Origin of the sequence: Microcoleus sp. B7-D4 (genome assembly GCF_036705125.1) — a bacterium.
Classification (GTDB): domain Bacteria; phylum Cyanobacteriota; class Cyanobacteriia; order Cyanobacteriales; family Microcoleaceae; genus Microcoleus.
Genome location: NZ_JAUBTT010000017.1, coordinates 14,078 through 32,989 on the forward strand (window position 1 = coordinate 14,078; position 18,912 = coordinate 32,989).

Annotated in this window: 16 protein-coding genes; 9 read left to right on the top strand and 7 right to left on the bottom strand. The window is 45.9% G+C overall.

The window, feature by feature from the left end; genetic code table 11:
- Positions 1 to 542 precede the first annotated feature (542 nt).
- The 7 genes from QUB12_RS09120 to QUB12_RS09150 all read left to right on the top strand — a co-directional run bounded on the left by QUB12_RS09120 (position 543) and on the right by QUB12_RS09150 (position 9,251).
- Positions 543 to 971, top strand: a complete 429-nt coding sequence (locus tag QUB12_RS09120; protein ID WP_333306451.1) for a DUF7680 family protein — start codon at positions 543 to 545, stop codon at positions 969 to 971.
- Between the two features lie 284 nt (positions 972 to 1,255).
- The gene (locus tag QUB12_RS09125) at positions 1,256 to 1,639 is read left to right on the top strand and encodes a hypothetical protein (RefSeq protein ID WP_333306453.1); all 384 of its coding nucleotides are present in this window, start codon (positions 1,256 to 1,258) and stop codon (positions 1,637 to 1,639) included.
- A 162-nt stretch (positions 1,640 to 1,801) separates the two neighbouring features.
- A complete protein-coding gene (locus QUB12_RS09130; RefSeq protein ID WP_333306455.1) occupies positions 1,802 to 4,591 on the top strand; it encodes a DUF1156 domain-containing protein in 2,790 nt (929 codons plus the stop codon).
- 446 nt (positions 4,592 to 5,037) lie between these two features.
- Positions 5,038 to 5,208 (top strand): hypothetical protein, encoded by a 171-nt coding sequence (locus tag QUB12_RS09135; RefSeq protein WP_333306457.1) that lies wholly within the window; start codon positions 5,038 to 5,040, stop codon positions 5,206 to 5,208.
- A gap of 82 nt (positions 5,209 to 5,290) precedes the next feature.
- A complete protein-coding gene (locus QUB12_RS09140) occupies positions 5,291 to 8,491 on the top strand; it encodes an SNF2-related protein (protein ID WP_333306459.1) in 3,201 nt (1,066 codons plus the stop codon).
- Between the two features lie 142 nt (positions 8,492 to 8,633).
- Complete coding sequence (locus QUB12_RS09145) at positions 8,634 to 8,939, top strand: small RNA NsiR4-regulated ssr1528 family protein (RefSeq protein ID WP_333306462.1); 306 nt, start codon at positions 8,634 to 8,636, stop codon at positions 8,937 to 8,939.
- Positions 8,940 to 9,020: 81 nt separating this feature from the next.
- The gene (locus QUB12_RS09150; protein ID WP_333306464.1) at positions 9,021 to 9,251 is read left to right on the top strand and encodes a hypothetical protein; all 231 of its coding nucleotides are present in this window, start codon (positions 9,021 to 9,023) and stop codon (positions 9,249 to 9,251) included.
- A 448-nt stretch (positions 9,252 to 9,699) separates the two neighbouring features.
- Here the strand turns inward: QUB12_RS09150 and QUB12_RS09155 are convergent, their stop codons facing one another.
- The 7 genes from QUB12_RS09155 to deoC form a co-directional block, all read right to left on the bottom strand.
- Positions 9,700 to 10,617 carry an NAD(P)H-dependent glycerol-3-phosphate dehydrogenase gene (locus QUB12_RS09155; RefSeq protein ID WP_333306466.1) on the bottom strand — a complete coding sequence of 306 codons (918 nt, stop codon included), beginning with the start codon at positions 10,615 to 10,617 and terminating at the stop codon, positions 9,700 to 9,702.
- 26 nt (positions 10,618 to 10,643) lie between these two features.
- A complete protein-coding gene (locus QUB12_RS09160; protein WP_333306468.1) occupies positions 10,644 to 10,988 on the bottom strand; it encodes a hypothetical protein in 345 nt (114 codons plus the stop codon).
- A 58-nt stretch (positions 10,989 to 11,046) separates the two neighbouring features.
- Positions 11,047 to 11,475, bottom strand: coding sequence for an NUDIX hydrolase (locus tag QUB12_RS09165; RefSeq protein ID WP_333306471.1), 429 nt, complete (start codon positions 11,473 to 11,475; stop codon positions 11,047 to 11,049).
- Positions 11,476 to 11,565: 90 nt separating this feature from the next.
- On the bottom strand, positions 11,566 to 12,792 hold the full coding sequence (locus QUB12_RS09170; RefSeq protein ID WP_333306473.1) for a glycosyltransferase family 4 protein: 1,227 nt from the start codon (positions 12,790 to 12,792) through the stop codon (positions 11,566 to 11,568).
- Positions 12,793 to 12,819: 27 nt separating this feature from the next.
- The gene (locus QUB12_RS09175) at positions 12,820 to 14,391 is read right to left on the bottom strand and encodes an MFS transporter (RefSeq protein WP_333306475.1); all 1,572 of its coding nucleotides are present in this window, start codon (positions 14,389 to 14,391) and stop codon (positions 12,820 to 12,822) included.
- A gap of 231 nt (positions 14,392 to 14,622) precedes the next feature.
- Positions 14,623 to 15,498: a DNA repair protein RecO gene (gene recO / locus QUB12_RS09180; RefSeq protein ID WP_333306477.1), complete on the bottom strand. Its 876-nt coding sequence runs from the start codon at positions 15,496 to 15,498 to the stop codon at positions 14,623 to 14,625.
- A gap of 519 nt (positions 15,499 to 16,017) precedes the next feature.
- Positions 16,018 to 16,695 (bottom strand): deoxyribose-phosphate aldolase, encoded by a 678-nt coding sequence (deoC, locus tag QUB12_RS09185; RefSeq protein WP_333142170.1) that lies wholly within the window; start codon positions 16,693 to 16,695, stop codon positions 16,018 to 16,020.
- 346 nt (positions 16,696 to 17,041) lie between these two features.
- On the opposite strand from deoC, the gene QUB12_RS09190 reads away from it, so the two are divergent.
- Positions 17,042 to 17,404, top strand: coding sequence for a hypothetical protein (locus tag QUB12_RS09190; RefSeq protein ID WP_333290215.1), 363 nt, complete (start codon positions 17,042 to 17,044; stop codon positions 17,402 to 17,404).
- A 351-nt stretch (positions 17,405 to 17,755) separates the two neighbouring features.
- Positions 17,756 to 18,778 carry a tetratricopeptide repeat protein gene (locus tag QUB12_RS09195; protein ID WP_333306480.1) on the top strand — a complete coding sequence of 341 codons (1,023 nt, stop codon included), beginning with the start codon at positions 17,756 to 17,758 and terminating at the stop codon, positions 18,776 to 18,778.
- Positions 18,779 to 18,912: the final 134 nt, after the last annotated feature.

Below are 18,912 nucleotides of genomic sequence, written 5' to 3' on the forward strand. Positions count from 1 at the left end.
GAAATGTAGGGGCGGGTTAACAAACAATATGTGGCAAAAATTAACAATCTCAAAAACCCGCCCCCACCCCACGGTAAATCCCAATCTACCTCTTTTAACATACTAGCATAATACATGGGTCAGGGCGGGTTTTTGAGATGGTTGGTTGATGGCGATTATGGTTGGTGAACCCGCCCCTACAGGAATTGCGATCGAACATGATATGATGTGTAAATTAATTATTGTATTGAAATGTAGGGGCGGGTTAACCAACAATATGTGGCAAAAATTAACCATCTCAAAAACCCGCCCCTACCCCACGATAAATCCCAATCTACCTCTTTTAACATACCCGCATAATACATAGGCCGGGGCGGGTTTTTGAGATGGTTGGTTGATTGCGTAGATGGTTGGTGAACCCGCCCCTACACGAATCGCGATCGATCGGACATGATACGATGTAGAGATTGATTGTTGTATAATTAGTGCCATGTAGGGGCGGGTTCTACCAACCATCTACGCCTCAAATAAAATATTTCCTAAACCCGCCCCGCCCATAGCTCATGCAAGAATTTCAATTACGAGTTTTACCGATAGATAATAACAACTTCGCTTTGGAACTATACCAATGTGCTTACAAGAAAGCGGGAGAGAAAAAACGTCCTGCTGCTAAAAAATTGGGGCGACTCAAAGGAAATGCCCTGGTTTTGGCGAGACAAACAATTTATGCAACTCTCAAAGCGAATAATTACGACCCTAAAACTTTATCTCAGCAGCGACAAACTCCTTATATATTATCAGAAGAATCGGGGGTGAGTTTGGCGATTTTATTTCAATCGCTGCAACCGCTATCGAAAACCGAACGAATTGCGAATATTGCCGAAGGGATTATGGCGATGAGTAATGAAGAGGCACATTATTGGTTTGGAAAAATTGCCAATGGGAATCGTTCAAATGCTTTGAAAGCTTTGCGAATTTTATTGGGAGATTGAAATTGTGAAAGTAGCGGATTTGACGTATCTACTCGTTTCCAGGCTCTGCCTGGTAACGCATATCAGGAGGCTCTGCCTCCAATCTTTCCCAGCCACAAACGAGGCAGAGCCTCTAGACAGGGGTTCCCAGGCAGAGCCTTGGAACCAGTTAAACCCGGTTTCTCTGGTGGTAGCGCATTCTTGTCCCCCCCGAGTGTAGGGGCGGTGCCCCCGTGCCCGCCCTCTTGTTAGGGGGGATCGAGACTTCGATACAAACAAGCAAAATTTATGAGGAGATTAATTTTATGAAAGTAGCTGATTTGTCAAACGAAACTTTAGCCAAAATTAAAACAGTGCGCTGGGATGGGATTATTGAGAAGCATGAAGGGCCGTTTAGATGGGAGTCTGAATTTAGATACGCCGCAGCGGAATTTATGGAAATTGAGGGGCGGTGGGTGTTGTTGCCGATTGAAGCATTGCATCACCAAAATATCACGATTTTGCGGACAATTTGGAGTGCGGATGGCAACTCGCTGACTCTGTTTCTTAAGGATACAACTTTTGAGGATCACTGGTCGGCATCTGGATATATGGCTGTGTGCGATCGCCCAAAAGGAGAAGAGTTTTTCTTAGCAATATTGTATCACGAATGGTTTATCATTGAAAAGGCAGAGCTATTTGAAGATTGAGCGAGAAAATTTTGGGATCTTTCTCTCTTAGTCCGCGGAGGCGGACTTCGTTTGTGTAGACGCGATTTCCAATCGCCGAATTACCAACGGATAACCAATAACAAATAACAAATAACCAACAACCAACAAATTATGCGCCCTCACCTCTTCATCGAGAAAATCATGCCCGTAAATCTGCTAAACGAGCAGGTTTATTACGAACACGGCGGCAATCCATTTAAAGGATTGCATCGCTGGTATTCGCGCAAACCTTTATCGTTTTCTCGCGCTTCGGTGTTGGGGTCGATTTTACCAGCAGATATCTCTTTAGAAGAGTTTGAATATTTGCTGGGATTGGAACCGGGGAAGGAAATTAAACTCTACAAAACTCCCCCGTCTTCGGTGCGAATTAAAAAAGTTCATGACTATTGTGAGAAAGTGTGGGGGAATCGCACGCCGACGATTTTAGATGCGTTTGCGGGTGGGGGAAGCATTCCGTTTGAGGCGGCGCGGTACGGGTTGAATGTGTTGGCGTCGGATCTCAATCCGGTGGCGGTGGTGACGATGAAGGCGGCGATGGAATATCCGCTGAAATTTGGCCCGGATTTGCAGGAGGATATTGATAAATGGGTGAAATGGGTGGGGGATGAAGCGGAGAAAAGATTAACTGAGTTTTTCCCATCTTTACCGGGGGAAACTGTGCAGACTTATTTGTGGGCTCATACGGTGGTTTGTCCGAGTTGTCAGTCGGTTGTGCCGTTGAGTCCGAATTGGTGGTTGAGTAAGACGAGTAATTATGCAGGTAAGAACCAAACGAGAAAAGTTACGAGTGATTGGTATGCGGTAAAACCAATTCCCAACCCGGAACAGAAGCGGGTTGATTTTGAGTTGGTGAAGGGGAAGAAAGGCAAGGAATCCACGATTAAAACGGATGGGGGTGAGTACGATCCGAGTGAGATGATTACAATTAATCGAGGTGAGGGAAAATGCCTGAATTGTGACTATTTACTAGCTAGTGACTATATAGATAGAAAAATTTTAGAAAAAGATTTTAATCATTTAGTTTATGCAGTTGGTTACAAAAAAGGAGCGAGTAGCTTAGAATTTAGATTACCTTTAGAATTAGACCTAAAAGGAATTGCTAAGACCGAACAATTTTTAGACACTTATAAAAACTCATATCTAATACCTTGCGAGCCACTTTTACAGGGACAAGACACCCGTTGTTACAATCGAGGAATTAGAAGCTGGGAACAATTATTTAACCCTCGACAGCTTCTAACGCTTGTCACTTATGTGGAAATTATCAACGAAGCTCAGGCACTGCTACAGGCTGAGTATGAATTGGAGAAAGTAGAGGCGATCGCAACTTATCTAGCTTTAGTATTAGATAGATGTGTTGATGTTAATTGTAGATTAGCTCATGTAAATACAATGGGGCCTAAAATTGAAGGAGCCTCTGGTCAACACGCATTAAATTTAATTTGGAACTATCCAGAAGTTAATGGAAGTATTCGGCTATGGCATTGGTGTGCTGAAAAAGTTTTATCGGATTATCCTAACCTTTGTGCATTATTCGGCACAAAACCCCACTCTATCGGCTTACCCGGTATCGAACAATACGACCCTAAAACTATCCAAATAAATGCCGCATCAGCCGATAGCCTCTACCACATTCCCGACAATTCAGTCGATGCCATTATCACCGACCCGCCTTACTATTCCACAATCCAATATGCCGAACTTTCCGACTTTTTCTACGTCTGGATGAAGCGCACATTAGGCGATATTTTCCCCGATTTATTCTACTCAGAACTCACCGACAAAGATAGAGAAGCGGTAGCCAACCCGTCGCGCTTCCGCAACATGGGGACATCCCCCGACGAACTCGCCAAACAAGATTACGAAGCAAAAATGGCGCTAGCTTTTAGCGAATATTACCGAGTTTTGCGCGATGACGGCGTGATGACAGTCCAATTCAACCACAAAGAATCCGGCGCGTGGGACGTACTCACAAAATCCCTCATCGATGCCGGTTTCGAGATTACCGCATCTTGGGCCGTCAGTACCGAAAACCCGCAAAACTTGCACCAAGCGCATAAAAACTCGGTTTCTAGTACAGTGCTCCTCGTCTGTCGCAAACGTGATCCTAACGCCCCCCAAGCTTGGTGGGATGATTTGCGAGTTGAAGTCAGCAATACGGTTTTTCAGAAAGCACCAGAATTAGAAAAAGCACTCGAATCAGATTTGCCTAACAAAAAGCATGAAGGAGCTGGTATTAATCTTTATTTGAGCGCCTTTGGCCCCGCTTTAAATGTGTTCAGCCGTTCCTATCCCATCCTCGACAGCAGCGGCGAAGAAGTGCGCCCGGAAGTTGCATTTGCTGAAGCCAGAAAAGCCATAGCAAACTATCGCTTCCGCAAACTTGCACAAACCGATACCGCCGGATTTGACGCCCTGACTCAATGGTATTTCCTCGCCTGGGATGCCTTTGGCGCTGTCGAGTTCCCCTTCGATGAAGCGCGACAACTCGCCCTCGCCGTCGGCGGTTTCGATGTCGTAGATTTAGCAAAAGTCTACAAATTAATTGACTCGACTAGCGGCACTTGCAAACTTTTGACACCGAAACAGCGGCTGAAAAAAGGAGCTTTTTCTGTCAATCCGCAAGATTTTTCGATTACCTATTTAGTCGATGGATTGCACGCGATTATCGGTTTGTATCAGGAGGACGGAGATATTCAAATCGTGCGCGAGTTTATGAAAAAAACCGCTTTGACTGATAACGATAATTTCATGCGGGCGATAGAAGTGGCGCTGAAAGTGATTCCGCGTATTGGGGATGAGAAGAAACGCATCCCGGAGGAGAAGGCTTTGTTAGATTTGTGGTTGGCGATGGATGAGATTAAGGCGAAGGTTGTTTATCAACAGATGGAACTTCCGTTTGAGGGACAGTTGAGTTTAGATTTGGGTTAGGTCAATTTAAGGTCAAACCCGCAGTTCGGCTTCAGGCAAAACCCGCATTCCGGCAGTCCGGCAGGGAATGAATTCCCTGCCTCAAAGCGAAAGTCCTCTGAAGAGGACTGAATAATTTCTAGGATTTAATAATTATGATTTAATATATTAAAATTTAATAATATTGTCTGCCGCAAGTGACAAAAGAGGGAGGATATGAATAACTCATCAGTCCTCTTTAGAGGACTTTCGCTATTAGCCAGGGAATTCATTCCCTGGCGGACTGTGGGAAAGCGCCTTAAGACGCAAAAATTTATTAGAATTGTACTTACCTTTAAGTGATATGTGGGTGAGTTATGATAATTCTAATCCTATTCCTGAATTGATTGCAGAATGCCCTTTAAATTCTAATCCGATAATTTATCAGTTCGAGATTTGGAATACAATTACTCAGGAGGATTAATCCGATGACTCAAACAAATCAAAAATTGTCCGATCGAATCGATGCTGGTGTTAAAATGGCGATCGCACAGGCGATCGAGAAACACCGCAAACTCGGACAATCAATTAGTATTTGGCAAGATGGAAAAGTGGTGACACTTTCGGCTGATGAGATTCCACCTTTGCCTAAGTCGTGATTAAAATAAGTTTGTAGTTGCCCACGCTATGATCCGGCCGGCGCTGAAGCGCAACTACGAACCTTAAAGAATAAATAATAACATGAATTTAACAGATTATCCCTGGCGGATTAGTTATTCTAGCAACGAAAATAACCCGATCGCCGATTTCTACATTCCCGCGCTAGAATGTGCTCTACAGTACGATCGCAAATCCGGCTTTTTCAACAGCGCCATCCTCAGTAAAGTAGCGCAGGGATTGGGCGCCATGCTGCACAATCAAGGGCGGATGCGGTTAATCATGGGCTGTCAATTCAGCCCCCAAGACTTGCAAGCTATCCAACAAGGTTACGCCCTCCGAGATGCAGTTACCATCCGCCTCGATACCGATTTACAGCCGCCCAAAACTTTCGCCCAACTCAAACATTTTGAAATTCTCAGTTGGCTGATTCAAAACAGTTATCTCGATATTAAAATCGCCGTTCCCCTCAAATCTAACGGCTTACCAATAGATACTGAAAGTTTACTCGATCGCCAGCATATTTTTCACGAAAAAGTCGGCATTTTTACCGACTGTAACGGCGCACAATTAGCCTTTAGCGGTTCCAATAACGAATCTCTCAGCGGTTGGGAAAGCAACGTTGAATCTTTCCACGTTTATTGTGCTTGGGAAGGCGGTCGAGATGCAGAACGAGTTTCTGAAGAGATTTTTCGGTTTGAACAGTTGTGGAACAATTTATCGCCGAATGTGCGCGTTTTTGAAGTGCCGGAAGCGGTGAAAAATAAGCTGCTCAACTACGCGCCCAGCAGTAAACCTGTGTGGAATCGGGAGGAAGGTTCGGCAGCGGATTTTGTAGCGGATGTAACGGATGTAACGGATGTAGCGGATGTAACGGATGAGGAAGGTTCGGCAACGGATTTTGTAACGGATGTAACGGATGTAACGGATGTTAGGAGTCGGGATTTAGGAGGAGGTGTTGGGGATTTGGAGTTATCTCAAGATTATGCTAAATTTGAACCGATTCTCAATTTGTACGCTTCGCCAAGTTGTCTGGATTATTGTTTAAAATCAATTCCGATCGCACCTTGGCCGCATCAGATTAAGATATTGCGTAGAGTGGCGGCAAATTTTCCGAAAAGTTTCTTAATTGCGGATGAAGTTGGATTGGGAAAAACTATCGAAACTGGGTTGATTCTCCGTTACTTGCTTGTCAGCCAAAAAGTCAAACGTGTGTTAATTTTAGCACCCGCTAGCATTCAGCCGCAATGGCACGAAGAATTGCGCGAAAAATTTAATTTGCATTTTTGGAGTTACAACAAAGGTGAATTAAAAAATTCCTATGGGGAGAGGAGTATGTCAGGGGAAGAGAATATTTGGAATTCCCAAAATCTAATTTTAGCATCATCTCATTTAGTCCGTCGGAGCGATCGTACAAACCAGCTTTTAGACGCGCAACCGTGGGATTTGGTGATTCTGGATGAAGCGCATCACGCCCGCCGCCAAAGCCCGCAAAACCGCAAGGAAACTCCCAATCGCTTACTACAGTTAATGCAGCAATTGAAAGAAAAAAGCCGATCGCTCTTATTATTATCCGCCACGCCGATGCAGATTGACGCGATCGAAGTTTTCGATTTATTGCAACTTCTCGGACTCCGAGGACATTGGTCTTATGGTGAGAATTTCTGCAATTATTTTAGCACACTATCCGACAAACCCGATCGCCAAACCTTGAATTTTTGGCAACTGATGTCTGTGGATTACTTCCAGCAAGGCGGTTCGCCCTGTGCTCGGTTGCAGCAATATCTCCAAAAGTGCGATCGGCTACTATATTATAAGTTACGCGATGTCTGGGAAAAAAACCAGCGAGTCAACCCAAAACAAGTTGCTGAAGACACGGATTTTATCGCCGCTTCCCGCCAATATTTGACAGTGAATACTCCCCTCAAGGATTTGATGTTCCGCCACACCCGCGACACTTTGCGCCAATACTATCAGCGGGGATTGTTGGATCGCGATATTCCCCACCGCGCAGTCCGAGATAATGCGATTACATTAGAAAATAAGCGCGAAGTCCCGCTTTATCTCGCCGTCAGTAATTACGTGCGCCACTTTTACAATCTAGCGCAAAAAGACAACCGCAAAGCGTTAGGATTTTTGATGACTCTTTACCGCAAACGCCTGACAAGTTCGTTTTATGCCATCCGCGAATCCTTACAGCGCCGCCTCGAAGGAATTAGCATTACTGAGGATGATTTTCAGGATTTAGATGAGGCGGATGATGTGATTCTCGAAGGAATGGAATCTTATTTTGAACCAGCAGATCCTGAAGAGATTAAATATTTAGAAGATTTACTTTATCAATTCGAGAATACAGGCGAAGATAGCAAGCTTTCGCATTTTATCACAATTTTGCGTCAAGAACTAATCCAGCGCGAAAGTGCGATCGTCTTCACGCAGTACACCGACACAATGGATTATATCCGCAGCGCTTTACAACAATTATATGGTGCTCAGATTGCTTGCTATTCCGGGCGCGGCGGAGAATTGTATCAAAATGGTCAATGGCGAATTTTTCCGAAAGAACAAATCAAAACCAAATTCCGAGAAGGAATCATCAAAATTTTACTCTGTACCGAATCCGCATCAGAAGGGCTAAATTTGCAAACTTGCGGCGTTTTAATCAACTACGATATGCCTTGGAATCCCATGCGAGTCGAACAACGCATCGGCAGACTCGATCGCATCGGCCAGATTTATGATACCGTCAGAATACACAATTTTTACTATGACGGAACGGTAGAGGCGAAGGTTTACAAGAAATTGCGCGATCGCATCGATGCTTTTCAAACCGTTGTGGGCAATTTGCAACCGATTCTCGCAACAGTTCCCACTTTCATCGAACAGGCTGTGATGAGTGCAGATCCCGAAGAAGAGGGCGTTTTGTTGGGAGAGTTCGATCGCATTTTAGACGCGCCGCCTCGCGGTCCTGCCCTCGATGAAATGGTAGCGATGGATGTAGAATCAGACTTGCAAGAAATCCGTCAACCTCTGCAGCCGACTTCTCTGTTTCCTGAAACCATCGAAAATTTGTTTGTCAATTCTTTGATTTTAAAGCAGATTGGCGCTATGTTCGATCGCTCGGAAAATCGCACTTGGAATCTTAACTATAAAAGTCGCGATTATGCTGTAACATTTTACCCGGATATCTTTGACGAAAATGCTTCACTGCAATTGATGAGTTTTGGCAATCCGTTGTTTGAAGAAATGCTCAATGATCTCGCCCCCCGGCCAAACTGTCCTTAATGGAACAGTGTGGGGCGGACTGTTTAGCTTGTTTCACGAGTTTACGTTATTTTGAGCTGTGCTAGAGTTTGGTGCTCAACTTTGGCACTTTTAGGACTAAACTACTTTTTATGACGATCGTCCTTTTTATTTAAGTTGCACAATGTCTTCAGAAACAAACTCAGCGGCTCAATCTACAACTGGTGCAGATGCGATCGATGTTGCGATCGCCTCTGGAATCGACTTTGACGGTACTCCGATTCCGCAAGCAAAATTAGACCTCTACAAGCAAGTGATGGGATTAGAATCCGGCAGACAGCGCAGTGGCGTGTCAAATACAATGCGATCGCGCATTGTCCGAATCGGTGTCAAACATCTGCCCCAAAACGAGCTCGATAAAATGCTAGTTGCTGCTGACTTCGCACCGCTGAAAGATAAAGAAGTTGCGTTTTATTACGGTGGAAAGTAGAATTATCTACCCTTCTAGACAGATGAACAGTCATCCCCGGATCGGTCAAACTTGGGACAAATCCTAGCAGAAGGTCAGTTTATGAGCACTAACGGAAATGCCGTCATCAGCAACCTCGAGTATGATTTGTTAACAGTTTTGCAAAACAAGTCTGAAGCTTTGAAAGCCTACGATACTTACATGAAAGATGCTCAAGAAACCGGTTCTCAGCCTTGTGCTGAACTGTTTCAAAAATTGCAGCAAGCTGACATGGAGCACGCGCAGGAAATTCGGCAGCACCTTCAACAGGTAATGCAGCACGGCAAGATGTAAAGCTGGTGCAACTCGCTCTGCAAGTTATGAGTTATGAGTTAAGTAGCAGCTATGAGTTAAAGAGTTTTGGATGCACGACTCATCTTCAATTTCTTAAACTCTCTCTACCGAGCGCTCAAAACATCAATTTGACCGCTCAACCAATGTCGCTTACAACTCTTAACTCATAACTAGCAACTCGTGAGGCAAATCCTTGAAACTTCAGCTACGGGTAGGGACTTAAGCTTTGCTTAATACCAATTTAAGGTGAAGTTGCACATATCTCGATCCCCCTAAATCCCCCTTAAGAAGGGGAGTAGGGGTTGACTTTGAGAAGAATCTTGTCCCCCCCTTAGTAGGGGCGGTGCGACCCCTACTCCCCGTGCCCGCCCTCTTGGCTAGGGGGGATCGGATTCTATGCAACCTCATAAAAAATTGGTATAAGTCCTTACCTATCTAGCCGTAGAAATTATAAAATCTCAGGTTTTAAAGCTCGTTCCATCAGCGATAAAACGGCTTGTTCAGCAGTAATTTCACCATTTAATAAGCGATAAACTTGACGAGAAACAGGCACTTCAATGCCACGTTGATTAGCCAAATCAATCAACACATTAGTAGTATTGACTCCCTCAGCAGTGCTCTGCAATTCGTGCAAAATTTGCTCTAAAGATTTGCCTTCAGCCAATCCGAAACCAACCCGATAATTGCGCGATAAAGGACTGTTGCAAGTAGCCAGCAAATCTCCCAAACCAGACAAACCGTAAAAAGTTTCTGCGCGAGCCCCTAAACGAACCCCCACCCGAATCATTTCCGGCAAAGCCCGAGTCAGCAAAGCAGATTTCGCATTAGTTCCTAATTGTAAACCGTCGCAAACTCCAGCGGCGATCGCAAATACATTTTTCAAAGTTCCACCTAACTCAGTCCCCAGCGGGTCTTCATTCACATAAACCCGAAAAATATCGGAACTGTAAATATTTTGCACTTGCTTGGCCGCCGCTAAATCCAAACTCGCCGCTACCGTTGCCGCCGGCAAGCCCTGCTGAATTTCTTCGGAAAGATTTGGGCCCGAAAGTACCACAATTGAATTATTAGGAAACGCATTTTGCCAAATTTGAGATGGAGTGCGTGTACTCGCGGGGTCTAAACCTTTGGTGACGGTAACTATAATTGTACTGGGACTTAACTCTAAAGCCAAAAGTCGATCGACAGTTGCTCCAACTCCTTTCATCGAAACTGCCGAAACAACAACATCCGCACCTGTTATAACTGATTCTAGATTAACAGAACTGCTGCGCGACCACAAATTAACTCGAGATCCTTTTTTGTCTCCCAGATTTGCCAAGGCAGAACCCCAAGCACCTCCGCCTAATATTGTCAAGCTTGGCATAGAATTTAGTTTAATGAACTCCGATGTTACACCATTCTCAAGAACGGGCTAGAAGCCCGTTCCACAAGAAGATTGAGTTTTTTTGTGGAACAGGCATCTTGCCTGTTCCTGACGGGCGAGACGCCCGTTCCACAAGAAGATTGAGTTTTTTTGTGGAACAGGCATCTTGCCTGTTCCTGACGGGCGAGACGCCCGTTCCACAATAACATTGAGTTTTTTTGTGGAACAGGCATCTTGCCTGTTCCTGACGGGCTAGAAGCCCGTTCCACAATAACATTGAGTTTTTTTTGTGGAACAGGCATCTTGCCTGTTCCTGACGGGCGAGACGCCCGTTCCACAATAACATTGAGTTTTTTTTGTGGAACAGGCATCTTGCCTGTTCCTGACATTAGTGCAAGATGTGAGATGAACGAAACAAAAACTCCCCTCCTACAAACGCGGCCGCAATCCATAATGACGGTAACGCCAATAATCTCGTAAAATGCGATCGTGATCGAAACACAATTCACGAGGAATCTGCCAAGATTCAAAAATTTGTAAACTTTTAGCATCGTCGGCGGCTTGAGGTTCGCCCGTTGCAGAAGCCAAGAATACAATACTAATAGTGTGTTGCCGCGCGTCGCGATTTGGATCAGAATAAACGTAAAATTGCTCAATTAATTCTACATTCAAACTCGTTTCTTCTAAAGCTTCGCGTTTGGCAGCCGTTTCTACCGATTCTCCGTAATCGACAAAGCCGCCGGGAAGTGCCCAGCCGTAGGGAATATTGCGGCGTTCGATGAGTATGATCGGGCGATGGGGGCGATCGGCTAACTCGATGATAATATCAACAGTAGGAGCGGGATTTCTATAAGTCATATGCGAAGGAAGAAGGAAGGCACGACACGGATTTTGACACGGATAGACGGATTAATTTCAACAGGTTCGGAGTTCCTTCTTCCTGCTGAATTATGCTAAACCGCGAATTAGTACGCGCTGCTTTTGCAAAACCTCTGCATACAGCTTTTCCAACTCAGTAATATTCTGACTGAGAGTGTATCGCTCCATCGCCCGTTGGCGTGCTTTTTGACCAAGCAGCATTCCCAACTCAGGATGATCGCAAAACAGCGGCAGCAAGGTTTGCAACTGACTTCGTACCCTCTGAGTGTTCAAAACTATCCCCGCGCCTTCCTCCAAGGCCTCGCCGTCAGCACCGGCATCGGTTGCCAAACAAGCTAAACCGCAGGCCATCGCTTCCAGCAGCGACAGCGACAGTCCCTCCACCAAAGAAGGCAAAATAAATACGTCAGCACCCCGCAGAATTTCGATCCGGCGTTCCTCCTCAGCGACAAATCCGAGCCACACAATGCCATCATCTTCGCCGTAAAACAGTTGCAGCGAGGCGGCTAGGGGCCCGTCGCCTACGATCGCCAATACGTTCCCAGGGCCAAAATTACAGTGTTTCCAGGCCTTGAGCAAAGCCTCGACATTTTTCTCCTGGGCAATGCGGCCTTGGTAAACAAAAATTCGATCGGCCTTTAATTCCGACTTCAGCCCCGAAGGCCCTGGAGAATATTTAACAGCATCCACGCCGTTGGGAATCACAGCCACCCGTTCCTGCGGCACTCCCAACTTCACCAATATATCCCGCTGAATCTGAGAAAAAACGATCGTCGAGTCGTAGTTAGCCAAAAAAGGAGCATACAGTTGATACATCAGGTGTTGGGTTCCCGATGTCAAATTCCGCAATTTGCGATCGAACGGCGGGTGAAAAGTCGCCACCAGAGGCAAATTCAATTCTTGACAAATTTCCGGCAACAGAAAGTCTAGAGGCGAAAGCGTCAGGGAAGCGTGAACAACATCGGGTTTGAGCCGCCGCAGAGATTTCATCAGCACTGTGCGGGACTTGAGAGTTGGAATCGTATAAATTTGCGATTTGTAGTGACAGGGTAAAGAGACTTCGTTGCAACTGGCGGACGAAAGCGAAGTGGTATATGAGGTTTGAGTAATTCCCTTTCCCCATGAACCATTTGCCATACTCCACCCCGTATTGTTCCTCTCCAGCGGGCCCGTTTCTTGGGCAAAGTGCAGGAAACTAACCTGGTATCCCCGGTCTAATAGTGCGTTGGTGACTTCCCTGGAGTAAGTGACGTTACCGCAAAAAGGTGATTTTTTTCCTAGCCAAGCGATGTGCATTCCAGTAAATCAGAGTTTGTTATTTATTTAGGTTCGATCGACTTTGCTATTACTGCTACGGAAAATATACCAGGTTAAGACACCCCCAGCCATCGCTAATCCTGCTAAAGCCAAAAATACTGTCGGCAAACCCAGAAATGTTTCTGCTACCCCGGCCAAAGCCAACGGTAAACTCAAAGCGATATTAGTGGCATTGTTTTGCAGCCCGAAGACTTTTCCCCGCATTTCTTCTGGGGTTTCTGCTTGAATTGTAGTCTGCATCGGCACTCCCACCAATGAGGCAAATAAACCCAACAGGGTAATGAACAGCACCGACAGCCACAAATGGTCTGTAAATGCAGAAAGGCCCATCAAAGCAAGTGCCATGCCAACAGATCCGATTAAACTCAGTTGGGAGTGAGAAAATTTATGGCCGAGATAGCCGACTGTCGCCGCCCCAGAAGCCATGCCCACGCCCACCGCCGCCAGCAAAAAGCCAAATTGCGACGCTTTCATACCGGGGAGGATTTCTGCCAGCCGAACTGCTAGAACTGCCAAGGCTGCAAAAATGGAAAAGAGAATAATTAGTTGAATTAAAGCATTGCGGACTTTGGGTTGATCGTTGATGTAACGCAGGCCGTCTCGCAAATCTGCTAAGGGGTGGGGCGGTTCGTGTTCGACTTCGTTTTTTTCGCCTGTTTGCATCGACAGCAACAGCACTCCGGCGAAGGCGTAACTTCCGCCTACTACTAATTCTTTGCCGATGCCGAGTCCGCCACCGAGGTTGGAAAATAGGGTGTCGGCTAAAGCTAGTAAGGGTTCTCCCACTGCGAAGCCAATAATCACCGAACCCATCATGGTTGTGGTGTAGAGGGAGTTTGCTGATAGCAGGTGGCGGCGTTCCACAATTAGGGGAATCACTGACTGTTCTGCTGGGGCGAAAAATTGAGTTAGAGTCGAAACGAGGAATGTCACTAGCAGCAGCAAGCAGAATCCGAGTGGCAGTTGACCGAGTTCCCACCCGTCCGAGAGCCACAGCAGCACTGGCAAGGTTAAAACGAAGGCTCCCCGCAGCAGGTTTGTGGCTACCAGCACTGCTTTTTTCGACCACCTATCGACATACACGCCTGCGGCGGCCCCGAACAGCACTGCGGGAATGGTAAAGGCGATCATGATTGCCGATACCCACCTGCTGATGGTTTGATCTGGCGCTTGAAAGCGGCTGGCTACGAGGGCGATCGTCAGTACGAGATAAACTTTATCTGCTAGTTGGGAAAAAACTTGCCCACTCCACAATGCTAGAAAATTGGGGTTTTTGAGCACTGGCAGAAATCCCGTTTGTTTTTCGGGAATTTCGGCTACTGCCTCGGAGAGTTCTGCTGCTGGCTCTGGTGTGGGAACCGGGGGGATTGCTTCGGGGTGTGGGCTATTGCCGTTGTTCCCGTCTGTTTCTGGAGTTGTGGGGTATTTATCCATTTCTGGGTCTGGGACGTTGCTCCATTGTCGATCGGCCAAGACCGGATCGGAGCGAAAATCAGGAAAATTTTCTCGTTCTTCCATTTTGTGGTGGGTCACAGCTAAAACAGATATTGTCAAATCAGAATCGGACAGTCGCATCATAGGATTTGGGGTGGCTCGCCTGGGATGGTGGAGGTTGGGGGGATGGGGATTTCAAATTGAGGGGTTAACCCCTAAGTTTATTAATAATCTCGTAACTTTTTCTCTATCTATTATCTGATGTCGCAACAACCTTGAGAATTTACCTGAAAAGACCGGCAGGTTCGGGTATCCGGCAGGCTGGGGCTGCGATGTACGATCGCCCCTTCACCTATTTAAATCCACACTCAAAATTTAAAACTCAAAACTCTCTAGGTAGGTGTCTATCGAGCTTCCCGATCGAATCGTGCAACCTAAATGATACTGGGCATATTGCCGCAAAATATTTTCTACTGATACCCAAGCTGTTCGATCGGCAATCCCCTCTCCTAGTTCTGGACTAGCCAACTGTTGCAACGCTGCTAATTCCTTAGCATTTATCTCGAAATTTGTCAAGTGTTTGCTGCCATTCGTTTGCCGGGAACGGGAGGCGGATCTCGACAAGCTACCGGTTTCTGAAGAGAGTTCTGCCTCTAGGTTAGCTAGCTCGGACAAGCTGAAGGTTCCCCCAGAGGGTATACTAAACCCGGTTTGCCAGTTCGGATCGGTGAAATTTGGGATAAGTGGCTGTCTGGTGGCGCAGCAGACTTGGACTTGGGGCGCAAGGCCGGCTAAGGCTAGCAGGTGAAAAATGCCGTGGGTGAGGTGAGCAATCAGCACGGCGGCAGATTGGATTTCTGTGCGATCGGACAAACGTTCCAAACGGCTCAAATGTTCGCCCAGCAACCAAAAGAGTTCTTCTTGGGGCTCATCGGAAAGGGCACTGGCGATCGCCAATTCGGCCAGATATTGCGCCGCTGCGAGTTTCCCTAGGTTGCGGCTCAAACCCGGATGGGATTGTACCGTGTCGGCTTGGGTAATTTTGTCGAGCGATCGGCCTTTGGCAATTAGCAATTCGTTGACAACAAATAATTCGCTTCTTCCGCCGATGGTCGATCGGTGTTTGCGAACACCCGGTGCTACGGCTCGAATTAAGCCGAATTCCCGCGTCAAAATTGTCAGCACTCGATCGGATTCCCCCATCGGCGCACTCTTAAGATTGATTCCAGTTGCTTTGTAAGTTCGAGTCACTCGATTTTAGATTTTAGATTTTAGATTTTAGATTTACAAGGACAGTAGCAAAAACAGTCCGCAACGCAGAACTTTTATTAGATACTCGTTACCAGGCTCTGCCTGGTAACGCAGATCCGGAGGCTCTGCCTCCTAATCCCAGCCGAGGCAGAGCCTCTAAATATGGGTTCCCAGGCAGAGCCTTGGAACCAGTTAAAACAATAAACTATATTTCTTTTGAGATTCTTTTTGCTAATTGATAAACTTGTAGCTGTGGGAAGTTCTCCCTATTAACTCCTTGAAACAATTGATGATAAACACTTGATCAATGACCAATGAATACAAATCATATCATTTCCGGTTACACTCATACATGATGTTGACGGTTGACGGTTGACTGTTGACTGTTGACGCAGTGAACAGTGAACAGTGAACAGTGAACAGTGAACTGGAATTTACTATTCCGATGCTAACGGATTTGATATCAACAGTTAACAGCCAACAGTCAACAGCCAACAGTTAACTGTCAACTGTCAACTGTCAACGATTGTCTAAATTATCGCGCTGGCGGAGTAATTCCGGGCCACGAGAAGTCCCCAAACGAGTTGCCCCAGCTAGTACCAAATCTAGAGCTTGTTCATGAGTACGAATTCCGCCGGCAGCTTTAATCCCAATCCGTCCCTTCGTAACTTCCTTCAGCAGTCGCACATCGTCAACTTTCGCCGGGCCAAAAAAGCCAGTGTTGGTTTTGATGTAGGCGGCACCGGCTTCCATACAAATCTCAGCCGCTAATTGTTTTTCGGCATCGGAAAGGAGCGAACTTTCGATAATTGCTTTAATGGTGAGATTAGTTTCTTCGCAAATTTGGGCTAATTCCCGGTGGAATTCGTCGATTCTTCCAGCTTTCAACAATCCTAAGTTAACGGAGACATCTAACTCTACGGCTCCATTATCTGCTGCTTCTAGAGCTTCGTAAACTTTCACCGTTGAAGTCGAAGCACCGGTGGGAAAACCTATAACTGTACAGACTTTGGGACGTTTGCCGTGCAGCAGCTCAACTGCTTGTCGGACGTAGGCGGGATACACGCAAACTGTGACAAAGCCAAATCTCTCTGCTTGTTGGCAACAGTGTTCTACTTGCTCTGGCGTGGCGGTGGGGTCGATCAGGCCGTAGTCGATCAAGGGGGCAATATCGATGTCTGCCTGGTTTGCAGCCATTGCTGTTTTTTCTCCGAAGTAACTACTTTATTAAGTATGTATCGAATTTACCAATCTAAAATCTAAAATCTAAAATCTAAAATCGATCGACTTTACTCCGGGTACTAGCAAGTATAAATACTCAATTGGCTCGTAAAAACTCTTGTGGGGATTGGTTTACCAATTTATGTCAAGAAAATAATATTTGGGTATCTGCCTTTAGATACATTTTGGCTCTTTCTTTAGGTATACTTTGTTAAAAGGACTTACGGTAGAGCCTGCGTCAGCTACGCTAGGGCAGAGCCTGGTAGCGGCTACTGTTTTTACTTTTAGTAGTGCTTTAAAAACATAAAAGCCAGTGCCAAGCATGAATCATTTAGAACTCGAACAAGAAATTGGGAAGATGGCTAGAGCGATGATGACTCGCAATAGCTTAATTGGTAAGGATTTGATTGCGGATCTCAGAGGCCGGCTGTCTGTTGACAGTGTAGCTGCTTTGATGATTGTCAGTATTGAGCGTTTGATTTGGTATGACTGCGAGTCCGTGATCTGGAGTTTGAGTTATTTGATTCCTGCTGACGTGATGGAAGAAATTCGCCGGATTACTGCGCTGGTTGTTTGCCAGCGCTTGATGGGCAAGGGTTTTCTGCTGGGGAAAGATTTTAGTATTGATGCAACAGGCCAGTTGATGTTGAGTGAGAATGCTAAAACAGCGGTTGTGGTTGCTTGAATTGGGCAACCAGAAGTAGAAGCTATTAGCACTAGCAGATTTGCAGTTAGACTTGGGGCGTCCTAGGACTCTTTGTGTAACTGCAAACCTAATTCGGGATGCGGTAAGAGTTGCGCGATTCACACAGAGTTAAGATTCGCAGCATCTCTAAAAAACGATGAGTGCGGTTAGCTCAAACAGCATTTTACGAGAGGAAAATAGTTAGTTTCGATCGCAAATTGTTGAGGTTGTTACTGGCCCTGTGTACCGGCAATCGCCCTGTATCAAATTTTTCAGATTTTTAGTGGAATTACAGTTTTACTCCCGGTATGATTTCATGTAGAATCATCCCTAAGATAGATACAAAATATTATGAACTTAATTCAAAACTTGGAAGCGGCTTGGTATTACCATCTAGGTTCGCGCCACCTCGAAGCTAACGATGATCATGGTGCTCTGGCGAACTTTAACAGAGCTTTGAAGTTGCAATCAGATCATTATAAGGCTTGGTTCGGCCGAGGTATGGCTCTGGGGAAATTAGAACGGCACTTAGAGGCGCTAAAGAGTTTTGATGAGGCCTTGGCGGTGGAGCCGAATGCGAGCTTTGGCTGGCACAACCGGGCTATTGCTTTAGGAAAGTTGGGCCGCTGGTTGGACGCTCTCAACAGTTTTGACCGGGCTCTGGAGTTCAGCCCGTGCGCGGCAAGTATTTGGCACAACCGGGGACTGACGCTGATCGATATGGGGCTTTACGAGAAGGCGGTTCTGAGTTTCGATCGCTCTTTAAATTTGTACCCGGAGGCTGCTTGGGCATGGTACAACCGAGGTAATGCCCTGTTGGAACTCAAGCTTTACTATCAGGCGCTCAACAGTTTTGAGCGGGCGATCGAGTTTAAGCCTGATGACGCGAAGGCTTGGTACAATCGCGGTATAGCTGCGAACTCTATGGGACTTTACAAACAAGCAGTGGCTAGTTTTAGCCGATCGATCGCTCTACAACCGGGCAGAGCCGATGCTGTGGGCGAACGGAGAGTTGCTTTGGAGAAATTAGTAGGTTTAAATCAGAGAAATGCCAAGTTCACTCCTACATCTGAGCGTCCCTTTGAAGATTATTTAATTTGGTACAACCGGGGTGTGGAATTGGCGCGAAAAGGCTGCTACTCTGAGGCGATTGCTTGCTACGAAACAGTCTTAGAAATAAATCCTGATTTTGCTAACGCTTTTTACAATAAAGCTTGCTGTTATGCGCTACTGGGATTTGCTGATTTGGCCCTTGACAATTTGCAGCGGGCTGTTGAGTTTATCCCTAATTTATACCGAGAGCTAGCTTTAGCTGACTCGGATTTAAGCTGCATTTGGAAACAAGAACGTTTTGAAGCGCTGATCCAAGGTTGATGTTATATCAATTCCGGTTGCACCGTCCGTGATTGTTGACTGTTGATTGTTGACTGTTGACTGTTGGCTGTTGACAGTTGACAGTTGACAGTTGACAGTTGACAGTTGACAGTTGAAAATCTAAAATCGATTGA

Excerpts from the sequence above, each read along its gene's own strand:
- QUB12_RS09120 (WP_333306451.1), top strand. The coding sequence starts at position 543 with ATGCAAGAATTTCAATTACGAGTTTTACCGATAGATAATAACAACTTC.
- QUB12_RS09130 (WP_333306455.1), top strand. The coding sequence starts at position 1,802 with ATGCCCGTAAATCTGCTAAACGAGCAGGTTTATTACGAACACGGCGGC.
- QUB12_RS09125 (WP_333306453.1), top strand. The coding sequence starts at position 1,256 with ATGAAAGTAGCTGATTTGTCAAACGAAACTTTAGCCAAAATTAAAACA.
- QUB12_RS09160 (WP_333306468.1), bottom strand. The coding sequence starts at position 10,988 with ATGCCTGTTCCACAAAAAAAACTCAATGTTATTGTGGAACGGGCGTCT.
- QUB12_RS09135 (WP_333306457.1), top strand. The coding sequence starts at position 5,038 with ATGACTCAAACAAATCAAAAATTGTCCGATCGAATCGATGCTGGTGTT.
- QUB12_RS09165 (WP_333306471.1), bottom strand. The coding sequence starts at position 11,475 with ATGACTTATAGAAATCCCGCTCCTACTGTTGATATTATCATCGAGTTA.
- QUB12_RS09155 (WP_333306466.1), bottom strand. The coding sequence starts at position 10,617 with ATGCCAAGCTTGACAATATTAGGCGGAGGTGCTTGGGGTTCTGCCTTG.
- QUB12_RS09150 (WP_333306464.1), top strand. The coding sequence starts at position 9,021 with ATGAGCACTAACGGAAATGCCGTCATCAGCAACCTCGAGTATGATTTG.
- QUB12_RS09145 (WP_333306462.1), top strand. The coding sequence starts at position 8,634 with ATGTCTTCAGAAACAAACTCAGCGGCTCAATCTACAACTGGTGCAGAT.
- QUB12_RS09170 (WP_333306473.1), bottom strand. The coding sequence starts at position 12,792 with ATGCACATCGCTTGGCTAGGAAAAAAATCACCTTTTTGCGGTAACGTC.
- QUB12_RS09190 (WP_333290215.1), top strand. The coding sequence starts at position 17,042 with ATGAATCATTTAGAACTCGAACAAGAAATTGGGAAGATGGCTAGAGCG.
- deoC (WP_333142170.1), bottom strand. The coding sequence starts at position 16,695 with ATGGCTGCAAACCAGGCAGACATCGATATTGCCCCCTTGATCGACTAC.
- QUB12_RS09195 (WP_333306480.1), top strand. The coding sequence starts at position 17,756 with ATGAACTTAATTCAAAACTTGGAAGCGGCTTGGTATTACCATCTAGGT.
- QUB12_RS09140 (WP_333306459.1), top strand. The coding sequence starts at position 5,291 with ATGAATTTAACAGATTATCCCTGGCGGATTAGTTATTCTAGCAACGAA.
- QUB12_RS09175 (WP_333306475.1), bottom strand. The coding sequence starts at position 14,391 with ATGATGCGACTGTCCGATTCTGATTTGACAATATCTGTTTTAGCTGTG.